The organism is Actinomadura sp. NPDC049382 (assembly GCF_040677125.1).
GTDB classification, from domain to species: domain Bacteria; phylum Actinomycetota; class Actinomycetes; order Streptosporangiales; family Streptosporangiaceae; genus Spirillospora; species Spirillospora geliboluensis.
Map to the genome: position 1 here is coordinate 18,049 of NZ_JBFARO010000056.1, position 17,035 is coordinate 35,083.

Sequence of the window (17,035 nt, forward strand, 5' to 3'; positions counted from 1 at the left end):
CGCGGATGGGAACTGCACGGATGGGAACTGCACGCACGGACTCGGTCTGGTTTCGCGGCGCGGAACGTCCGCGCAAGCCCCGGCTGTCGCGCGAGCGGATCGTCGCGGCGGCGGTCGCGCTGCTCGACGCCGAGGGCGTGGACGGCTTCTCGATGCGGCGGCTCGCCGCCCGGCTCGGCGCCGGGACCATGTCGCTGTACGAGTACGTCGCCGCCAAGGAGGACGTCCTCGATCTGGCCCTCGACGCCGCCATCGCCGAGATCGAGCCGGTGCCGGACGAGACCGGCGGCTGGCGGGACGTCGTCGCCGCGCACATGGCTCGCGGGCGGGAGGTCTTGCTCCGCCACCCGTGGGTGCCCGCCCTGATGGGGACGAGACCGCTGCTCGGCCCCGGTTCCCTGGCCCGCTCCGAGCGCGTGTTCGCGGCGCTCCACCGGGCGGGCCTGTCGGGACCGGAGCTCACCGCGGCCGTGAGCGCGGTCAGCGGCTACCTGCACGGGTTCGTCGCAGAGGAGCTGGCATGGCGCGCCCGGTTCCGCGACCCGGCCGCGGAGGCGGAGCTGCGGGAGCGGGCCGGGGAGCTGATCCGGCGGGACGCCGCCGACTACCCGACGCTCGCCGCGCACATGGACGCCGGGGGCACCGACTTCGGCGCGGGGTTCGAGCTCGGCCTGTCGATCGTCCTGGACGGGATCGCGGCGCGGCTCCCCGCCTGACCCCGACCGCGGCTCTCCCCTGATGCCGACCGCGGCGCCCGGGCGGTCAGGGGCGGGGGATGTTGCGCAGGTTGCTGCGCGCCAGGTCGAGCATCTTGCCGACGCCGCCGGTGAGGACGGTCTTGCCCGCCGACAGCGCGAACCCCTTGACCTGCTGCGGCGTGATGTGCGGCGGGATGGACAGGGCGTTCGGGTCGGTGACGACGTCCAGCAGGTACGGGCCGGGCGCGGCGAGGGCCCGCTCCATCAGCGTGCGGACGTCGGACGGGCGCTCCACCCGCGCCGACTCGATCCCCATGGCCGCCGCGACCGCCGCGTAGTCGACGGCCTCGTGGTCGGTCTCGTAGGCGGGGAAGCCGTCCACCATCATCTCCAGCTTCACCATGCCGAGCGACGCGTTGTTGAACACGATGATCTTCACGGGGACGCGGTGGAGCTTCACGGTGAGCAGCTCGCCGAGCAGCATCCCGAGGCCGCCGTCGCCGGAGAGCGACACGACCTGGCGTCCGGGCGCGCCGTACTGGGCGCCGATGGCGTGCGGCAGCGCGTTGGCCATGGAGCCGTGCACGAACGAGCCCATCACGCGGCGGCGCCCGTTGGGGGTGAGGTAGCGGGCGGCCCACACGTTGCACATGCCGGTGTCGACGGTGAATATCGCGTCGTCGGCTGCGAGGTCGTCCAGGACGCTCGCGACGAACTCCGGATGGATCGGAATGTGCTTCTCGATGTCGCGCGTGTAGGCGGAGACGACGTTCTCCAGCGCGCGCGTGTGGCGGTGCAGCATGTCGTCCAGATACGACTGGTCCTGCTTCTGCTCGACCTGGTCCATGACCAGTCTCAGCGTCTCGCCCACGTCACCATGGACGGCCAGGTCGAGCGGTGTGCGCCGCCCCAGTTTCGCCGGGTCGTCGTCCACCTGGATCGTGTTCTTGCCGGGCAGGAACGGGTCGTACGGGAAGTCGGTGCCCAGCAGCAGGACGAGGTCGGCGGCCTGCATCGCCTCGTAGCAGGCGCCGTAGCCGAGCAGCCCGCTCATGCCGACGTCGAAGGGGTTGTCGAACTGGATCCACTCCTTGCCGCGCAGCGCGTGCCCGACCGGCGACAGCAGCCTGTGCGCCAGCTCCATCACCTCGGCGTGCGCGTCCTTCACGCCGGAGCCGCAGAACAGCATCGGCCTGCGCGCCCGGTTCAGCGCCCCGGCGAGCTGCGCGACCTGGTCGGACGGCGGCCGGACGATCCCCTTCCGGACGAGGAAGTCGTGCTCCCCGGTCGGGGCGACCGCGTCCTTGCCGGCGGTGTCGCCGGGCATCGTCAGCACCGCGACGCCGCCGTGCCCGATCGCGTGCTGGATCGCGGTCCGCAGGATGCGCGGCATCTGCTCCGGCGTGACGATCTGCTCGCAGTAGTGGCTGCACTCGGTGAACAGCCGCTCGGGATGCGTCTCCTGGAAGTAGCCGCTGCCGATCTGGACGCTCGGGATCTGCGACGCCAGCGCCAGCACCGGCGCCCCTGACCGGTGAGCGTCGTAGAGGCCCTGGATCAGGTGCGTGTTGCCGGGCCCGCAGCTGCCCGCGCACACCGCGAGCCGCCCGGTCGTCTGCGCCTCGGCCGCCGCCGCGAACGCGCCCGCCTCCTCGTTGCGGACGTGCACCCAGTCGATCCCGGCCGTCCGGCGGACGGCGTCCACGACGGGGTTGAGGCTGTCGCCCACCACCCCGTAGACGCGCCGTACGCCGGCCTGCCGCAGCACCTCGATGAACTGGTCGGCGACGGTCGCCATGCGTGCCTCCCCGTGGTCTGCCCGCTCCCCGCTCCGGGAAATGCCCGATGATCTCCCCCTGACACCCGGCGGCCCGCCGGGTTAAATGGTCAAACCATGAACCGGATGTGGGGTGCGGGTCGAATGCGGCGCGATGGTGGGATGTGGGGTGGCGGTCGACTGCGGGTCGCAGGTGGGATGTGGGGTGCGGGTGGGATGTGGAGCGCGGGTGGGATGTGGGGTGGGGGCGATGGATGAGCGGGACGACCTCGGCTTCTGGACGTTCGTCGACCTCGCGGGGCGGCGGCTGGCGGAGGAGTTCGGCTTCCCCGACCGCCTCGCGACCCGGCTGCTGCTGACCCTGAACCGGGCGTCGGCGATCGTCACCTACGACCTGGAGTCCACGGTGCACCGGCCGCGCGGGCACTCCTGGGCCGGGTTCCGGCTGCTGTTCGTGACCTGGCTCGCCGGTCCGCTGGAGCCGGGCCGGGCCGCGACGCTCGCCGGGATGAGCCGCGCCGCCGTCTCCAACCTGGCGAAGACGCTGGTCGCGGACGGGATGATGGACCGGACGCCCGGCGAGCGCGACGGCCGGTCGGTGATCCTGTCGCTGACCGAGAAGGGCCGCACGGCGATGCTGGAGATCTTCGCCGCGCAGCACGAGCGCGAGCGGCAGTGGGCCGGCACGCTGACCGAGACCGAGCAGCGGATGCTGATCATGCTGCTGGACAAGCTCATCGCGGGCCGGACGTCCTTCGACGCCCGCGAGCGTTCCTGACCCCACGCCGGCCGGGCGGCACGGGGAGGGCCGGGCCGCCGTGACCGGGTTAGGCCCTTCCCTGAACGGAAGAACACCCGTAAGGTCGGCAGAAAGTAGTTAATGCATTAACCATCGGAGGCGATGGACATGGCCCACTACCGTCGGGTCGGCCACGTGCCGCCGAAGCGCCACACCCAGCACAGGCACATCGACCACGGGGACGGCGAGGAGCGGCTGTACTTCGAGGAACTGATGGGCGAGGAGGGCTTCTCGTCCGACTCGTCCCTCCTGTACCACCGGGAGATCCCGTCGGCGATCACCGACTCCCGGGCCTGGGACGTCCCCGACACGGCGACGACCCCCAACCACCCGCTCAAGCCGCGGCACCTGAAGCTGCACGAGCTGTTCCCCAAGGAGACCTGGGCGGACACCGACGTCGTCACCGGCCGCAGGGTGATCCTCGCCAACAGCGACGTGCGCCTCTCCTACGTCGTGTCGTCCGCCGACTCGCCGCTGTACCGCAACGCGACCGGCGACGAGATCGTCTACATCGAGTCGGGAACGGCCACGGTCGAGACGGTCTTCGGCACGCTGTCCGCGCAGCAGGGCGACTACGTCATCATCCCGACGTCCACCACGCACCGCTGGCTGCCGACCGGCGACGAGCCGCTGCGCGCCTACGCGATCGAGGCGACGGGCCACATCGCGCCGCCCAAGCGCTACCTGTCCCGCTACGGGCAGTTCCTGGAGAACGCCCCGTACTGCGAACGCGACCTGCACGGCCCGTCCGAACCTCTGCTCTCCGACGAGACCGACGTCGAGGTCCTCGTCAAGCACCGCACGTCGCGCCGCATCGTCGGCACCCGCATGACCTACGCGCGGCACCCGTTCGACGTCGTCGGCTGGGACGGCTGCCTGTACCCGTTCACGTTCAGCGTCCACGACTTCGAGCCGATCACGGGCCGCGTCCACCAGCCGCCGCCCGTCCACCAGGTGTTCGAGGGCCACAACTTCGTCGTGTGCAACTTCGTGCCGCGCAAGGTGGACTACCACCCGCTGTCGATCCCGGTGCCGTACTACCACTCGAACGTCGACTCCGACGAGATCATGTTCTACTGCGGCGGGGACTACGAGGCGCGCAAGGGCTCCGGCATCGGCCAGGGCTCCGTCTCCGTCCACCCCGGCGGCCTCGCGCACGGCCCGCAGCCCGGCGCCTACGAGCGCAGCATCGGCGTCGAGTTCTTCGACGAGCTGGCGGTCATGGTCGACACGTTCCACCCGCTCGAACTCGGTGAAGGCGGGCTGGCCTGCGAAGACTCCGCCTACGCGTGGACCTGGGCGAGGCGGCCGTGATCCCCGCGTTCGCCCACGGCCTGTGCGACGACGCCGCCGTGTTCCCGCCGGGTCTCGCGCCGCTCGCCGACGCCGTCCCGGCCCACCGCGCGCACCGCGCCGCCCCGTACGCCGACCTCGTCGGCCCGCTCGTCCTGCCGGCGACCGCGCTGGACGACCTCTACCCGCTGCTCGGCGGGGAGCCCCTCGACGTGTCGATCACCGCGCCGAGCGGCCCGTGCCAGGCGTCCAAGGCCCTCGCGGCCGCCGCCGACCTGCCGATCACGGTGCGCGGCCTGGAGGTCGCCGTCCCGCCCGGCATGCAGCCGGAGGAGTTCTTCCGCCTGCTCGGCCGCGCCGACGTCCCCGTCTACGTCGAGATCCCGCGCGACGACCGCCGCTCCGCGATGATCGCCGCCGTCGCCGCCCGGCGGCACCGCGCCAAGTTCCGCACCGGCGGCGTCAAGGCGCACCTCTACCCGAGCCCGGAGGAGCTCGCCGCCGGGATCAAGCAGGTCGTGGACGCCCGCCTCCCGTTCAAGGCGACGGCCGGGCTGCACCACCCCGTCCGCAACACCGACCCGGAGACCGGCTTCCACCAGCACGGCTTCCTGAACCTGCTGCTCGCGACCGACGCCGCCCTGCGCGGCCGCCCCGTCACCGAACTGGCCGCGATCCTGGCCGACCGCGACGCCCGCTCCGTCGCGTCCCACGTCTCGACGCTCGGCACGGCCCGCACGATCGCCGCCCGGGGCCGCTTCCTGTCCTTCGGGACGTGCAGCATCACCGACCCGCTGAACGAACTCGCGGACCTGGGCCTGCTCGCGTCCGCCCTCCAGGAGACCACCCGATGACCCGCATCGCGATCCCCGAAGGCTCCCACTTCGGGCTCGCCAACCTCCCGTACGGCGTTTTCTCTCCCCCCGGCGGTTCACCGCGCGCGGGCGTCCGCGTGGCCGACTCGGTCGTGGACCTCGCCGCGGCGCTGGGCGACGACGTCTTCGCGGCACCGTCCCTGAACCCGTTCATGACGCAGGGCCACGCCCGCTGGGTCGAGGTCCGCGAACAGCTCCTCGACCTGGTCGGGGACGACATCCCCGACGCGGCGGTGCACCCGGTGGACGCGGTCACCATGCACATGCCGTTCGAGGTCGCCGACTACGTCGACTTCTACGCGTCCGAGCACCACGCGTCGAACCTCGGCCGCCTGTTCCGCCCCGGCTCCGAACCGCTGATGCCGAACTGGAAGCACCTCCCGGTCGGCTACCACGGCCGCGCCGGCACGGTCGTCCCGTCCGGGACGGACATCGTCCGCCCCACCGGCCAGCGCAAGAGCGAGGACGCCCCGACCTTCGGCGAGAGCCGCCGCCTCGACATCGAGGCCGAAGTCGGCTTCGTCGTGGGCACCGGCTCGCCCCTGGGCACGCCGGTCACCACGGAAGACTTCTCCGAGCGCGTCTTCGGGGTCGTCCTGGTCAACGACTGGTCGGCCCGTGACATTCAGGCGTGGGAGTACGTCCCCCTTGGGCCCTTCCTAGGGAAGAGCTTCGCGACGTCCATCTCCCATTGGGTCGTCCCCCTCCTCGCCTTGGAAGCGGCCCGCGTGGCGACCCCGCCCCAGGACCCGGAGCCCCTCCCTTACCTCCAGGAGAAGAACCCGTGGGGCCTGGACCTTTCTCTTGAGGTCTCGTGGAACGGCCAGGTGGTCTCCCGCCCGCCCTACCGCGAGATGTACTGGTCCCCGGCGCAGATGCTCGCGCACATGACGGTGAACGGCGCCTCGTCCCGCACAGGCGACCTGTTCGCGTCCGGCACCATCTCAGGCCCGGCCAAGGACCAGCGCGGCGCCTTCATAGAACTGACCTGGGGCGGCAAGGAGCCCATCGAGGTCAACAACGAGCCCCGCACCTTCCTAGAGGACGGCGACGAGGTGGCCATCACCGCCACGGCCCCCGGCCCGTCCGGCACCCGCATCGGCTTCGGCGAAGTCACGGGCCGAATCCTGCCCGCCCGCTGAACACAGCCACCGCCCACAGCCTCCGTGGGCGGTGGCTCAGCTCTACCAGGTGGCCGGGAACATGCGGTGCTTGAGAAGCAGGTCAACCTGCTCAACGGCTCCCTCGACCTCTCCGCACGGAGATAGGTAGCCCGCCCGTCCCCGCTCAGTCTCGTGGTAGGCGAGGCCCCCGGGGACGGCCCGCACGTCCAGCAGGACCCCGACATCCCGGACGGCCCCGCGCGCGTAGACCCACAGCATCGGCCGCCACCCGACCCGATAGAGCCGGACGCACCGATACCCGCGCGCACCGACCCCGTCGGCAAGAAGATCGAGCCAGCGCACGGCCATGCGGCGCCCCGCCGCCGTCCGCCCCCACAGCAAGGCCGTACGCATCAGGTGGCGACCTTCGCCCAAACCCACTTGCCGTGCGGCTCGGTGTCACGGACTCCGCAGCCGGACGAGAGGGCCTGGACGAGCGGGAGGCCCCACCCGCCGATCCCGTCGTCGTGCCCGTCCTCCAGGGCCCGAGCGTCCGGCACGACGTCGTCCAGCGTGAGCTCCACGACCGGCCGCACCACCGGCATGGCATCGGACGAGTCCCAGACCGCCAGCACGACGGCCGAAGCCTCCCGCGTGAACCGGACCCGGATCTCCCGATCCGCCGGCGCGTGCCGGACGGCATTGGCGACAAGCTCACCGGCGATCAACAGAACATCGTCCGCGAGCTTTTCCAGCCCCCATTCCGCAAGCCGGAACTCCACCAGAGTCCGCACCAGCCCCGACACCGTCCCGGCCGCGAGACAAGAAATGTCCAACTCGCCCGAACCCGAGGCTTTCACTCCCATTTCACCCACCTCCCTTTCCCTCGCGTTTCCACGACAAGGCTGCCTCCGGTTGACATATATTGGCTACGGGAGTTCAACAAGCTCAACAAGCCAAGGATGACCATGCGCACGCGTCACGGCTTCGATCCCGACAATGATCTCTGGGACTTCATAGCCGTTGAGCTGCGAAGACAGCGCCTTGAGCGAGGACTGTCCCTCGCTGCCGTGGGCGACCTGATCGACAGGGATCGGTCATTGGTTGCCCGTGTTGAATCAGGAGACACCAGGCTCCAGGCGAACCACGCAAGCAAGATCGACAGCGCCTGGGGCTTGGGCTGCTCTTTCAGGCGCTTGGTGAACTTCGCCAAGGCGGGGCACGAGGTCGAATGGTTCAAGACACATCTAGATCTTGAAGCAAGATCCGCTGAACTTCGGATATGGGAGCTCGGCTGGGTTCCGGGCCTACTCCAAACCGAGGGCTACATCCGCGCCATGTTCGACGCGGCCGGGATAGAAGACCCCGAGGACGGAGTCAAGGCCCGTCTCCAGCGCCAGGAGTACCTCCACCGCAAGCCACGGCCCCGAGTGTGGGTTCTGCTCGACCAAGGCGTCATAGAGCAGCCGGTGGGCTCCACCGCGATCATGCGCGAGCAACTTGCCCATCTCGTGGAGATGGCCAGTCTCTCCCATGTCACCATCAGAATCGTTCCCAGGGACGCCGGTGCGCACGTAGGCCGCGACGGTTCTTTCAAGATCATGACCGTGGACCGCTCGCACACGGTCTACTGTGCTGCCCATGGGGGCGGACGACTCGTCCAGGATGCAACCGAGATAGCCTCATATCGGGTGTGGTTCGACCTCATCGGAGATGTGGCCTTACCCAAGAACGCATCACTGAACGTGCTCATCAAGATGCTGGAGCGATTCTCATGATCCAATGGCGAAAGTCCAGCTACAGCGGTAGTACCTCGACCCAGTCGGACTGTATTGAGGTCGCTGATCTCGGCCCGGAGATTGGCATTCGGGACAGCAAGGCACCCGGCGCAGGCCACCTCGCTCTCTCCCGGCAAGCCTTCGCCGGCCTCCTTTCCCTAGCTCTGCGGGATGAGTCGCCTCACCGAGGCCCCTCGATCGCGCTCTCATGACCACCCAATGGCGCAAATCCACGCGGTCGGACGACCACGGCAACTGCGTCGAACTGGCACGACTCGCGGGGGGCGTCGGCGTCCGTGACAGTAAGGACGCCGACGCCGGGCACCTCATCCTCACCCGCCGGGCCTTCGCCTCCCTTATTGCCCAAGCCAAGCGGGACTAGTTCCATTGCCAGGCGAGGGCCTGTCGGCGAGATGCTCTAGTCGGCCGCCTTCACGCTGGTCGGTAGGGCGGGTTCGACTCTTGGCCGGTCACGCGCGGGTGTAGCGCCGGAACGTGATGCCCGAGGGGAAGACTCGGTGTTCGGCCAGGTGCAGCCGCACCTCCTTGCTCACGGGCATGTACGGCTTGCCGCCGCCGATGATCACGGGGGACGCGTACACCCAGAACTCGTCGATCAGGTCCGCCAGGGAGGCGGCGAGCTCGGGGCCGCCGAGCTGAAGCGGGCCGTCGAACTCCTGCTTGAGGCGCGTCACCGTGGACTCGGCGTCCTTGCGGCGGACGATCGTGACCCCTTCCGGGACGGTCTGGACGGTATCGGAGAAGACGTACCGCGGCGTCTCCTTGTAGAGCTGGGCGAACTCCCGCTCGAGGGGCGGGGCGTCCTCCTTGCCGAGGTCCTGCGTCCAGGGCTTCTCCATCGCCTCGTACAGGCGCCGCCCGAACAGGAACGCCGAGATCCGGCGGACATGCTCGTTCGCCGCCCGGCGGAAGTCGTCGTCCGGGTCCATGAAGCCCATGCCGCCGCCGGGGTCCTCGATATAGCCGTCCATCGAGGTGTTCATCCAGTAGATGACCTTGCCCATGAAGCTCCTCACCGGTCGTAGAGGTCGTCCAGCGTGCAGACCTGGCGGAGCGCCGAAACTCATCGGCCGCCGTGCAGGGCGGGCGGGGTGGCCGGATGCGGTCAATGGAGCGGGGCCATGATCATCACCGGAGCGGGCCGGGGACGTTAATGATCATGTTCGGATCTGATGGAGACAGGCCGGTCGGCGGGGCGAGGCGGCTTCCGGTGGTGGTCGGCGCGGCCGCCGCCGTGACGTTCGGGCTCTGCGTGCCCGGCGCATCCGCCGATGTCCGGTACGAGCCCGGGGCGCCCGGGCTCGGCGACCCCTACTTCCCCGACCTCGGCAACGGCGGGTACGACGTCGCCCGCTACCACCTGAAGACCGCCTACGACCCCGACACCGACCATCTCACAGGGACGACCACGATCACGGCCACCGCCACCCAGAACCTGTCCCGGTTCAACCTGGACCTGTTCGAACTGAACGTGCGGTCGGTGCGCGTGAACGGGCACAAGGCCGCGTTCGCCCGGACCGGCGAGCGCGAGCTGGAGATCACGCCGCGGCGGGGGCTGCGCAAGTCGCGGCCGTTCACCGTGGTCGTCCGGTACGACGGCGTGCCGCGGACGCTGGGCGGCCCGATCGTGTTCGACCTGCCGTACGGGTTCCTGCACACGCCGGACGGCGCCACGGTGGTCTCCGAGCCCAACGCCGCCTCCACCTGGTTCCCGTCCAACGACAACCCGCGCGACAAGGCGCTCTTCACGATCGAGACGACGGTGCCGAAGGGGCTCAAGGCGATCTCCAACGGCCACCTGGTCAAGCGGTGGACCGCCGGCGGCAAGGAGACCTTCCGCTGGCGCGAGGACAGGCCGATGACGACCTACCTCGCGACCGTCTCGATCGGACGGTTCAACGTGTCGACGACCACCACCCCCAAGGGCGTCCCGCAACTGGACGCGGTCGACCCGGCGGTGGCGTCCGACCCCGACGCGCTCCAGACCCCGGAATGGACGACGCGGGCGACCGACGGGCTGGCCGACTATTTCGGCCCCTACCCGTTCACCAGCTCCGGCTCCATCATCGAGAACAATTCCGTCCCGCCGCTCAACATCGAGAACGCGCTGGAGACGCAGACCCGTCCGACCTACCAGAAGCACCCCATCGAAAAGGGTGTGGTGCACGAGATGAGCCACCAGTGGTTCGGCAACAGCGTCTCCCCCGGACGCTGGAAGGACGTCTGGCTGAACGAGGGCTACGCGCTGTGGACTGAGAAGTACTGGGCCGAGAAGCACGGCGGCCCGTCCGCCCAGGAGGCGTTCGAGCAGATCTACGCCGACCCGCCGCCCATGCCGCCGGGACGGCCCGCGTTCTGGGGCGTCGTGACCGCCGACCCGGGCCGCGACCAGATGTTCCACCGCTCGATCTACTTTCGCGGCGGAATGGCGCTGCAGGCCCTCCGGCACAGGATCGGCGACGACCTGTTCATGAAGCTGACCCGCACCTGGCTGGACGAGCACAAGTACGGCAACGGCACCACCGAGGAGTACGAGGCCCTCGCCGAGCGGGTCTCCGGCCAGGACCTCGGCGCGTTCTTCACGACGTGGCTCCACAGCACCGGCAAACCGCCCGCCTGGTGGTAGCGCCCCGGCGGACCGGACGGGCGGCAGCCCCCGCCCGCCCGGCTCCTCCCTGCGCGTCCCTCAGGACCTGGGGACCCGCAGGTGTCGGCGTTCGGCCAGCTCCTCCTCGCCGACCACGGTCAGGACGGGAGTCCCGGGAGGCGCGAACATGGTCACCACCAGCTGCGACTGCGCGTCCGGAAGGTTGTTGGCGCCCTGGATGTGGATCACGTCGCCGCCCGGCTCGAACACGGCGTCACCGGCCTTGATCACCCGCGGCGCCTGGCCCTCCAGCTCGAAGAGGATCTCGCCCTGGGTCACGTAGCCGAACACCGGTCCGGGGTGCCGGTGCGGCGGCGCGCCCGGGTCGCCGGGCGGCAGCGTGACGCGGATCGTCCTGGCCTCGGCACCGTCCACGATCTTGGCCGCGGCGTCCGGCAGGGTCGAGACCACCTCGACGCCCGGGGGCAGGTGAGAGCTCATGCGTTCCTCCTCCACAGCTGGTGAATGTCCACAGCTAAGGACCGGACGCCCCGCCCGTTTGTGACAGCGCCGCGCAAGGCGGGGATCATGTCGGAGCCCGCGGCTAGGGTGCCGGCGGCCAGTTCCTCGCGTCGATCACCTACGCGTTCCCGGACGGGTACCGCCACGGCGAGGGCTGGGAGGACGTGAAGCGGCTTTACACCGTCCTCCATCGGTTCGACTTCGAGGGCCGCCACATCGACTCCGACATCTGGTGCGCTGGGACAGCACGCGAGGAGCAGCAGCAACGCGGCCAAGCAGATTCGCCCGGGGTTCGCGCGGAGGCGCGCATGGCGGAGTTGCTGGACGCTCTACCGCAGCGCGAATACCAGGACATCGGAATCCGCCCGTTCCGGGTGACCGCCGACGGCGTCCTATTCGGCCTGGTCATCGAGCGGCACGGGGAGGACGAGAACGAAGACGACTGGGCCGAGCTCTATCCCGACAACCTCGGATTCAGCGCCCCCTGGGACGGCGAATACTCCACCTGACGGCAGAGAATCGGCAGATTCCACGAGGCGGGGGCAGGTCGCGGGTTCGGGGTGGCGGGTCAGGCGCCTAGCGCACCGAGGATCGATGCCAGGATCGTGGAGGCCGGGCCGGCTATGTCGGCGGCCTGGGCGAGGCCCGTGCGGAGCATCTCCAGTTTCGTCTTCGCGGCCGCCTGGTCGGGTTCGGCCCGGTCGAGGTCGACGGCCACGCCCTGGATGACGTTGGCCGCCTCCTCCTTGTCCTCGTCGGGCAGATCGGCACTGGACAGGACGAGCCGCAGCAACTCGGCGAGGTGCTCCTGCCCGGCCAACGCCGAATGGGTGTTCTGAAAGTCCTGGATGACGGTGTCGACCGGCCGATTGATGAACGTGGTCTGGCCGTGGAAATTGAAGTTCTCCACCATGCTGGCACCGCTCTCGACGATGGCCGTGTGGCCGTTGAGGATGTATTTGTTCTCGCGCTTGCGGAAGAGCGGCCTGGCGAGCGACCGCCGGATGCGCTCCTCCGCGCGGGCGACCCGCTCGAACGCCGCCTGGTCGTTCTCGGCCGCGTCGCCGTCGACGGCCGATGGGTGATTCTCCTCGAACGAGTAGAGCGCCTCGGCGATGGAGTACGGCTCGGGCGGAGCGTCGAGCGCTCGCAGGATCTCGCCGAACAGCTTGCGCAGGTACGTCGCCGAGACCTCGTTGATGGGGAACACGATCCGGTTCTCCATCGCGTCGCCGCGGACCAGTGCGAGACACGGCAGCAGATCCGGGTCGATGCCGAGAGTGCGCGCGATGTCGTAGGCGCGGTGCCGCTCGTAGGGTTTCCATTTGAGCCAGCGCAGCGTGTTGAAGACCCGGTACAGCTCGGGTTCGAGGTTGTCGCGCCAGTAGCGCTTCGTCGCCGACCAGTTGGACGGGCGTTCAAGGACGAACAACCGGAATATCGGGCCCGAGAGCGCGTTCAGTTCGTCGAAGTGCGTGCGGACATAGGTGGCCAGTTCGACGTCCGCGTCGGTGTAGAGAAGGATTCCCCACAGCCGGGGCAGCGACTGGGGCGACGGTGAGCGTGAGCCCAGTTGCAGGCTGCGGAACAATGCCTGCGGATCGGGCGCGGGTCCCACGGAATAGGCGCCGCCCGCCTCGCGCTCGATGCTCAGGACGACGGTGTCGCCATCGCACAGCCCGGCGTCCCCCACCGAGATGTCCTCGGGGTATCGCTCACCGTCCGTGTCATGAAGCCATATGCGGATGAGGGACCCGTACCGGGAGAACAGCGGGCCGGTGTCGCCGCCGTACCGCGGACGCCTGCCGTCGTCGGGTTGGGCGAGGCCGTGCTTGCGTGCGGCGGCAAGGGCCAGGGAGGTCAGTTCCGCGATCGGCAGCCGCGGCGGGACGGCGACCCGCACCGTCTCGCCGAATCCGGCCCGATCCAGTTCACGCCACCGCTCCGTCATGTCCGCCGTAGTGGCCGCCGTGGGAGAAAAGGCCGCTATATCCCTCATGCGGTAAGTGAGGCGGGCGCTGAAGGGGCCATGGAACGTGGCCCAATCGCCTTCTCTGACGGCGACCAGTAAACGGAGCTTCTTCAATCGGCGCTCCCGTCCGTCGCGAGCCGGCGGACCGGCCACTACGTAGCGGAATCGACGATACACGGACAGCTGTTAGGCCACAGCTTGATCACCGAGGAGACGGCCGGATCGCCGGGGAGAGACGTCGGCCGCGGGACCGGGGGAGCGGTCCCGCGGCCGGCGTCCCGGGCCTCTCGGGTCAGGCGCTCGCGCGTTCTCCGAAGAGCGCCTTCACGAACCTGAAGAGCATCAGGACCGGCAGAATGAAGGCGTAGAAGAACATGAAGTACTCGCCGCCGTCGAAGATGAACCCGAGGTAGATCGCGTAGCCGAGGAAGCCCACGCCGAACGCCAGGTTGAGCAGCCGCTCGCCCCCGCTCTGGCCGCCCCCGACGGCCGCCATGAGAAGCATGGCGAGGCCGGACACCAGCAGAAAGACGACGTACCACGAGAATGCGGCATCGGCGCCGAAGTCGATATTCATGATTTCCCTCTGAATGTGCGTGACAAAGCTGCATGATCATAGCGGCCGCCCGCCATTGGAATCGCCGTTGGCCGCATCAGGCCAATGGCGGCCATGACCGGCGGCCGGAAGGGCCGCTCAAGCGGGCCATTTGTCACGGTGGTCTTACGGACGCTCTCGCTCGGTGAATGGCGATGGCGCGAGGCCGTTGTCGGGGGGTGTTGGCCAACCTTCGTGAAGGGGTTACTTCATGACGATTCGATGCCCGGCGACTGCTGGTCTGCGGTGTCGCGCCGACAATGGCGGTCGGCGTGCCGGGAAAGGCCCCGAACTTCCAGGACGCGGCGCTGGCCGGCGCCGTCCACGACGCGCTGCGCCCGCTCGTCCCGGCGTGGGGCGGAGAGCTGGACGCCGCCCCACGCCCGCACGGTCAGTGTTCGCCCGGCCCCGGTGGACGCGCGGGGGCCTCGACGGCTTTCAGGACGCCGCCCAGGACGCGGACGGCGAGGTCGCGGACGTCGTCTCGCTCCATGTCCTGTTCCGCCAGCCAGGACGTGGCGGCTCCCTCGACGAACGACAGCCAGCCCTCCAGGGCGATGCGCAGGGCCGGAGACGGGATGGCGCGGCCGGTCAGGCCGTGGGACAGGGCGGCGAGCAGGTCGCCGCGGACGCGGTGGTGGAGGGCGGCGACCTCGGCGTCCACGCCGACGCCTCCGCTGGTGATGGTCTGGAAGGCGGCGCGGTGGCTTTCGGCCCAGCACAGGAAGCCGTCCAGGCTGCGGGTCAGGCGCTCGACCGGGGACAGGTCGCCGAACTCCGCGGCGAGTTCGCCGAGGTGTCCGGCGGCGTCCTCGATGACCGCCAGGAACAGGCCCCGCTTGCTGCCGAAGTAGTAGTAGATCAGCCCCTTGGCGACGCCCGCGGCGGCGGCGATCTCGTCCATCGACAGCACGTCGTACGGGCGGTCGGCGAAGAGCCGCGCCGCGGTCCGCATGATGGCGGCGCGCCGGTCGGGACGGTGCCGGTCCGCCATGGCGCCCTCCTGACCGTCGTCCAGCGCCCCAAGGCTAAGGGATCCGTCGTTCTTGACTTTCGTTCAAACCGGGCCGATATTAGATCGCGAGTCTAATTGTGCGGCCCGTGAGGGACGCGAGGGACCCGGCGACCCGGCGCACGGAGCGTGATGCGATGAACGAGAGTCCGGAGCGGTTTCGCGACCTGCAGCGGCTGGCGTACGAGGCGGCCGAGGAGGTGGCGGCGAGCCTCGCGCCAGGGGTGACGGAACGGCAGGCCGCACGACGGCTGCGCCGCCTGCTGGAGAGCCGCGGGGTCGACGACTGGTTCCATGTCCCGTTCGCCTGGTTCGGCGACCGGACCGCCTTCCGCGGGGTCGTCCTGCCGCACCAGTTCCTGCCGACCGGCCGCCGGCTGGCCGAGGGCATGCCCTACATCCTGGACGCGGCGCCGATCGCCGACGGGTACACCGCGGACATCGGCTACGCGGGATGCCTGGGCGCCAACCCGACCTGGGAGAAGCTGACCGCCGACCTGGCGGTGTACCGCGAGATGATCGTGGAGCTGGTGCGGGAGAGGCGCCCCTTCGCCGACATCTACGCCGAGGTCGACCGGCAGATCGTCCGGCACGGGTACGAGAACCGGCACCGCAAGTACCCGGGCAGGGTCATCGGCCATCAGGTCGGCCGGGTCACCAGCCGGCTGCCGCGCAAGGTCATCGTGGGGGCGTTCGGGGCGCGCACAGTGCAGACCGTGGCGCGCGAACTGGTCAAGGAGCGTTTGCAGGGGCGGTCCACGCTCTGGAACGGCTCCCGGCGGTCACGACACGCACCGACGCCGGGCCTCTGGGCGGTGGAGCCGCACCTCGCCCTCGGCGGCGTGGGCGCCAAGTTCGAGGAACTGCTGGTGGTCACCGAGGACGGCGCGTACTGGCTGGACGACGACCTGCCGCACGTCCGGCGCTGGACGGCATCGCACACCGGGAAGCCAGTGCCCGAAGAGCCGGTGACCAGGGAGTCGTTGACCGGGGAGTCGGCGAGCGGGGAGTCGGCGTGAGCGGGTTCACCGGCCGTACGGTCACGTCGAACGGGGTGCGGCTGGCCGTCCGCGAGTACGGCGAACCAGGCCGGACGACCGTCGTCCTGGTGCACGGCTACCCCGACACCCAGGCGGTCTGGGAACCGGTCGCGCGCTTTTTGGCCGATGATTTCCACGTGGTCACCTACGACGTGCGCGGTGCCGGTGCTTCGACACGGCCGCGCCGCACCCGGTCCTACGTCATGGACGAGCTGAACGGCGACCTGCACGCGGTACTGGACGCGGTCTCCCCCGACCGCCCGGTGCACCTGGTAGGGCACGACTGGGGGTCGGTGCAGAGCTGGGCAGCCGTCGCGGGCGCGCGCGCAGACGGACGTATCGCATCGTTCACCTCGATCTCGGGGCCGTGCATCGAGCACTTCGGCCAGTGGGTCCGCGACCGGCTGCGCAGGCCCACGCCCCGCCACATGCGGCAGTTGCTCGGCCAACTCGCGCGGTCCTGGTACCTGGTGGGCGGCATGATCCCCGGGGTCGGCCGGATGGTGTGGCACCTCGGCGGCACCCGGCTGTTCCCGGTGCTGGTCGAACGGACGGAAGGCATCGAACGCACCCCCGCCGCGACGTTCAAGAAGGACGCGCTGCACGGGATGAAGCTGTACAAGGCCAACGGCCTGCGCTTCCTGCGTCCGGGCCGGATGATCCGCACCGGCGTCCCCGTCCAGGTCATCGCACCGACCAGGGACCGGTTCGTCTCGCCCGAGCAGTCCAAGGACCTGGCCCGCTACACCGGCCGGCTGTGGCGGCGCGAGCTGCCCGCCGGCCATTGGGGCTCCATCGCCGCGCACTCGGGGGCCGTGGCGACGGCCGTCGCGGAACTCGTCCACCACATCGAGGGACGGGACGAGCCCGCGGCGCTGAAGCGGGCGCGCGTCACCGCCCTCCCGGCACCGCGCACCGCCGAACGCGCAGCGACCTCCTGACGCACTGACCCCCCGCCCGAAC

20 protein-coding genes are annotated in these 17,035 nt (G+C 69.9%); 12 read left to right on the forward strand and 8 right to left on the reverse strand.

The annotated features are described in order from the left end of the window. Positions 1–20: 20 nt before the first annotated feature. A complete protein-coding gene (locus AB0K34_RS27610; RefSeq protein WP_364551808.1) occupies positions 21–716 on the forward strand; it encodes a TetR/AcrR family transcriptional regulator C-terminal domain-containing protein in 696 nt (231 codons plus the stop codon). 46 nt (positions 717–762) lie between these two features. Here AB0K34_RS27610 and AB0K34_RS27615 read toward each other — a convergent pair whose 3' ends face one another. Then, a complete protein-coding gene (locus tag AB0K34_RS27615) occupies positions 763–2,496 on the reverse strand; it encodes a pyruvate dehydrogenase (protein WP_364551810.1) in 1,734 nt (577 codons plus the stop codon). Positions 2,497–2,725: 229 nt separating this feature from the next. Here AB0K34_RS27615 and AB0K34_RS27620 point away from each other — a divergent pair, with 229 nt between their 5' ends. The 4 genes from AB0K34_RS27620 to fahA all read left to right on the forward strand — a co-directional run bounded on the left by AB0K34_RS27620 (position 2,726) and on the right by fahA (position 6,584). Then, the gene (locus tag AB0K34_RS27620) at positions 2,726–3,253 is read left to right on the forward strand and encodes a MarR family transcriptional regulator (RefSeq protein ID WP_138641771.1); all 528 of its coding nucleotides are present in this window, start codon (positions 2,726–2,728) and stop codon (positions 3,251–3,253) included. Positions 3,254–3,382: 129 nt separating this feature from the next. Further along, complete coding sequence (locus tag AB0K34_RS27625) at positions 3,383–4,588, forward strand: cupin domain-containing protein (RefSeq protein WP_364551813.1); 1,206 nt, start codon at positions 3,383–3,385, stop codon at positions 4,586–4,588. Then, positions 4,564–5,421 (forward strand): hypothetical protein, encoded by an 858-nt coding sequence (locus AB0K34_RS27630; RefSeq protein ID WP_364551816.1) that lies wholly within the window; start codon positions 4,564–4,566, stop codon positions 5,419–5,421. The genes AB0K34_RS27625 and AB0K34_RS27630 overlap by 25 nt, the downstream gene beginning before the upstream one ends. Next, positions 5,418–6,584 carry a fumarylacetoacetase gene (gene fahA / locus AB0K34_RS27635; protein WP_364551818.1) on the forward strand — a complete coding sequence of 389 codons (1,167 nt, stop codon included), beginning with the start codon at positions 5,418–5,420 and terminating at the stop codon, positions 6,582–6,584. Before AB0K34_RS27630 ends, fahA begins: the two co-directional genes overlap by 4 nt. Positions 6,585–6,626: 42 nt before the next feature. Here fahA and AB0K34_RS27640 read toward each other — a convergent pair whose 3' ends face one another. Then, positions 6,627–6,959, reverse strand: coding sequence for a hypothetical protein (locus AB0K34_RS27640; RefSeq protein WP_364551821.1), 333 nt, complete (start codon positions 6,957–6,959; stop codon positions 6,627–6,629). Beyond that, a complete protein-coding gene (locus AB0K34_RS27645) occupies positions 6,959–7,411 on the reverse strand; it encodes an ATP-binding protein (protein WP_301176911.1) in 453 nt (150 codons plus the stop codon). Before AB0K34_RS27645 ends, AB0K34_RS27640 begins: the two co-directional genes overlap by 1 nt. Positions 7,412–7,513: 102 nt before the next feature. Here AB0K34_RS27645 and AB0K34_RS27650 point away from each other — a divergent pair, with 102 nt between their 5' ends. From AB0K34_RS27650 to AB0K34_RS27660, 3 genes are read left to right on the forward strand one after another with little or no spacing between them, the layout of a single operon-like run. Continuing rightward, positions 7,514–8,323 (forward strand): helix-turn-helix transcriptional regulator, encoded by an 810-nt coding sequence (locus AB0K34_RS27650; protein WP_364551823.1) that lies wholly within the window; start codon positions 7,514–7,516, stop codon positions 8,321–8,323. Further along, positions 8,320–8,535, forward strand: a complete 216-nt coding sequence (locus AB0K34_RS27655) for a DUF397 domain-containing protein (protein ID WP_138640638.1) — start codon at positions 8,320–8,322, stop codon at positions 8,533–8,535. Before AB0K34_RS27650 ends, AB0K34_RS27655 begins: the two co-directional genes overlap by 4 nt. Beyond that, positions 8,532–8,705 (forward strand): DUF397 domain-containing protein, encoded by a 174-nt coding sequence (locus AB0K34_RS27660; RefSeq protein ID WP_364551826.1) that lies wholly within the window; start codon positions 8,532–8,534, stop codon positions 8,703–8,705. The genes AB0K34_RS27655 and AB0K34_RS27660 overlap by 4 nt, the downstream gene beginning before the upstream one ends. A gap of 88 nt (positions 8,706–8,793) precedes the next feature. Here the strand turns inward: AB0K34_RS27660 and AB0K34_RS27665 are convergent, their stop codons facing one another. Continuing rightward, a complete protein-coding gene (locus AB0K34_RS27665) occupies positions 8,794–9,348 on the reverse strand; it encodes a dihydrofolate reductase family protein (RefSeq protein WP_138640640.1) in 555 nt (184 codons plus the stop codon). Between the two features lie 155 nt (positions 9,349–9,503). Here AB0K34_RS27665 and AB0K34_RS27670 point away from each other — a divergent pair, with 155 nt between their 5' ends. After that, the gene (locus AB0K34_RS27670) at positions 9,504–10,970 is read left to right on the forward strand and encodes a M1 family metallopeptidase (RefSeq protein WP_364551828.1); all 1,467 of its coding nucleotides are present in this window, start codon (positions 9,504–9,506) and stop codon (positions 10,968–10,970) included. A gap of 60 nt (positions 10,971–11,030) precedes the next feature. Here AB0K34_RS27670 and AB0K34_RS27675 read toward each other — a convergent pair whose 3' ends face one another. Then, positions 11,031–11,432, reverse strand: coding sequence for a cupin domain-containing protein (locus tag AB0K34_RS27675; RefSeq protein WP_364551830.1), 402 nt, complete (start codon positions 11,430–11,432; stop codon positions 11,031–11,033). A 185-nt stretch (positions 11,433–11,617) separates the two neighbouring features. Here AB0K34_RS27675 and AB0K34_RS27680 point away from each other — a divergent pair, with 185 nt between their 5' ends. Then, the gene (locus AB0K34_RS27680; RefSeq protein ID WP_364551832.1) at positions 11,618–11,962 is read left to right on the forward strand and encodes a hypothetical protein; all 345 of its coding nucleotides are present in this window, start codon (positions 11,618–11,620) and stop codon (positions 11,960–11,962) included. A gap of 59 nt (positions 11,963–12,021) precedes the next feature. Here the strand turns inward: AB0K34_RS27680 and AB0K34_RS27685 are convergent, their stop codons facing one another. The 3 genes from AB0K34_RS27685 to AB0K34_RS27695 form a co-directional block, all read right to left on the reverse strand. Further along, complete coding sequence (locus AB0K34_RS27685; protein ID WP_364551835.1) at positions 12,022–13,539, reverse strand: hypothetical protein; 1,518 nt, start codon at positions 13,537–13,539, stop codon at positions 12,022–12,024. Positions 13,540–13,717: 178 nt separating this feature from the next. Beyond that, a complete protein-coding gene (locus AB0K34_RS27690; protein WP_138640644.1) occupies positions 13,718–14,002 on the reverse strand; it encodes a hypothetical protein in 285 nt (94 codons plus the stop codon). A gap of 409 nt (positions 14,003–14,411) precedes the next feature. Continuing rightward, positions 14,412–15,014 carry a TetR/AcrR family transcriptional regulator gene (locus AB0K34_RS27695; protein ID WP_138640645.1) on the reverse strand — a complete coding sequence of 201 codons (603 nt, stop codon included), beginning with the start codon at positions 15,012–15,014 and terminating at the stop codon, positions 14,412–14,414. Between the two features lie 155 nt (positions 15,015–15,169). Between AB0K34_RS27695 and AB0K34_RS27700 the strand changes: the two genes are divergently transcribed. Both AB0K34_RS27700 and AB0K34_RS27705 read left to right on the forward strand, forming a co-directional pair. After that, a complete protein-coding gene (locus AB0K34_RS27700) occupies positions 15,170–16,051 on the forward strand; it encodes a M24 family metallopeptidase (protein WP_364551839.1) in 882 nt (293 codons plus the stop codon). Continuing rightward, positions 16,048–17,013 carry an alpha/beta fold hydrolase gene (locus AB0K34_RS27705; protein WP_138640647.1) on the forward strand — a complete coding sequence of 322 codons (966 nt, stop codon included), beginning with the start codon at positions 16,048–16,050 and terminating at the stop codon, positions 17,011–17,013. Before AB0K34_RS27700 ends, AB0K34_RS27705 begins: the two co-directional genes overlap by 4 nt. Positions 17,014–17,035 lie beyond the last annotated feature (22 nt).

Excerpts from the sequence above, each read along its gene's own strand:
- AB0K34_RS27675 (WP_364551830.1), bottom strand. The coding sequence starts at position 11,432 with ATGAGCTCTCACCTGCCCCCGGGCGTCGAGGTGGTCTCGACCCTGCCG.
- AB0K34_RS27615 (WP_364551810.1), bottom strand. The coding sequence starts at position 2,496 with ATGGCGACCGTCGCCGACCAGTTCATCGAGGTGCTGCGGCAGGCCGGC.
- AB0K34_RS27625 (WP_364551813.1), top strand. The coding sequence starts at position 3,383 with ATGGCCCACTACCGTCGGGTCGGCCACGTGCCGCCGAAGCGCCACACC.
- AB0K34_RS27640 (WP_364551821.1), bottom strand. The coding sequence starts at position 6,959 with ATGCGTACGGCCTTGCTGTGGGGGCGGACGGCGGCGGGGCGCCGCATG.
- AB0K34_RS27670 (WP_364551828.1), top strand. The coding sequence starts at position 9,504 with ATGTTCGGATCTGATGGAGACAGGCCGGTCGGCGGGGCGAGGCGGCTT.
- AB0K34_RS27665 (WP_138640640.1), bottom strand. The coding sequence starts at position 9,348 with ATGGGCAAGGTCATCTACTGGATGAACACCTCGATGGACGGCTATATC.
- fahA (WP_364551818.1), top strand. The coding sequence starts at position 5,418 with ATGACCCGCATCGCGATCCCCGAAGGCTCCCACTTCGGGCTCGCCAAC.
- AB0K34_RS27650 (WP_364551823.1), top strand. The coding sequence starts at position 7,514 with ATGCGCACGCGTCACGGCTTCGATCCCGACAATGATCTCTGGGACTTC.
- AB0K34_RS27660 (WP_364551826.1), top strand. The coding sequence starts at position 8,532 with ATGACCACCCAATGGCGCAAATCCACGCGGTCGGACGACCACGGCAAC.
- AB0K34_RS27690 (WP_138640644.1), bottom strand. The coding sequence starts at position 14,002 with ATGAATATCGACTTCGGCGCCGATGCCGCATTCTCGTGGTACGTCGTC.
- AB0K34_RS27610 (WP_364551808.1), top strand. The coding sequence starts at position 21 with ATGGGAACTGCACGCACGGACTCGGTCTGGTTTCGCGGCGCGGAACGT.
- AB0K34_RS27655 (WP_138640638.1), top strand. The coding sequence starts at position 8,320 with ATGATCCAATGGCGAAAGTCCAGCTACAGCGGTAGTACCTCGACCCAG.
- AB0K34_RS27695 (WP_138640645.1), bottom strand. The coding sequence starts at position 15,014 with ATGGCGGACCGGCACCGTCCCGACCGGCGCGCCGCCATCATGCGGACC.
- AB0K34_RS27620 (WP_138641771.1), top strand. The coding sequence starts at position 2,726 with ATGGATGAGCGGGACGACCTCGGCTTCTGGACGTTCGTCGACCTCGCG.
- AB0K34_RS27700 (WP_364551839.1), top strand. The coding sequence starts at position 15,170 with ATGAACGAGAGTCCGGAGCGGTTTCGCGACCTGCAGCGGCTGGCGTAC.
- AB0K34_RS27645 (WP_301176911.1), bottom strand. The coding sequence starts at position 7,411 with ATGGGAGTGAAAGCCTCGGGTTCGGGCGAGTTGGACATTTCTTGTCTC.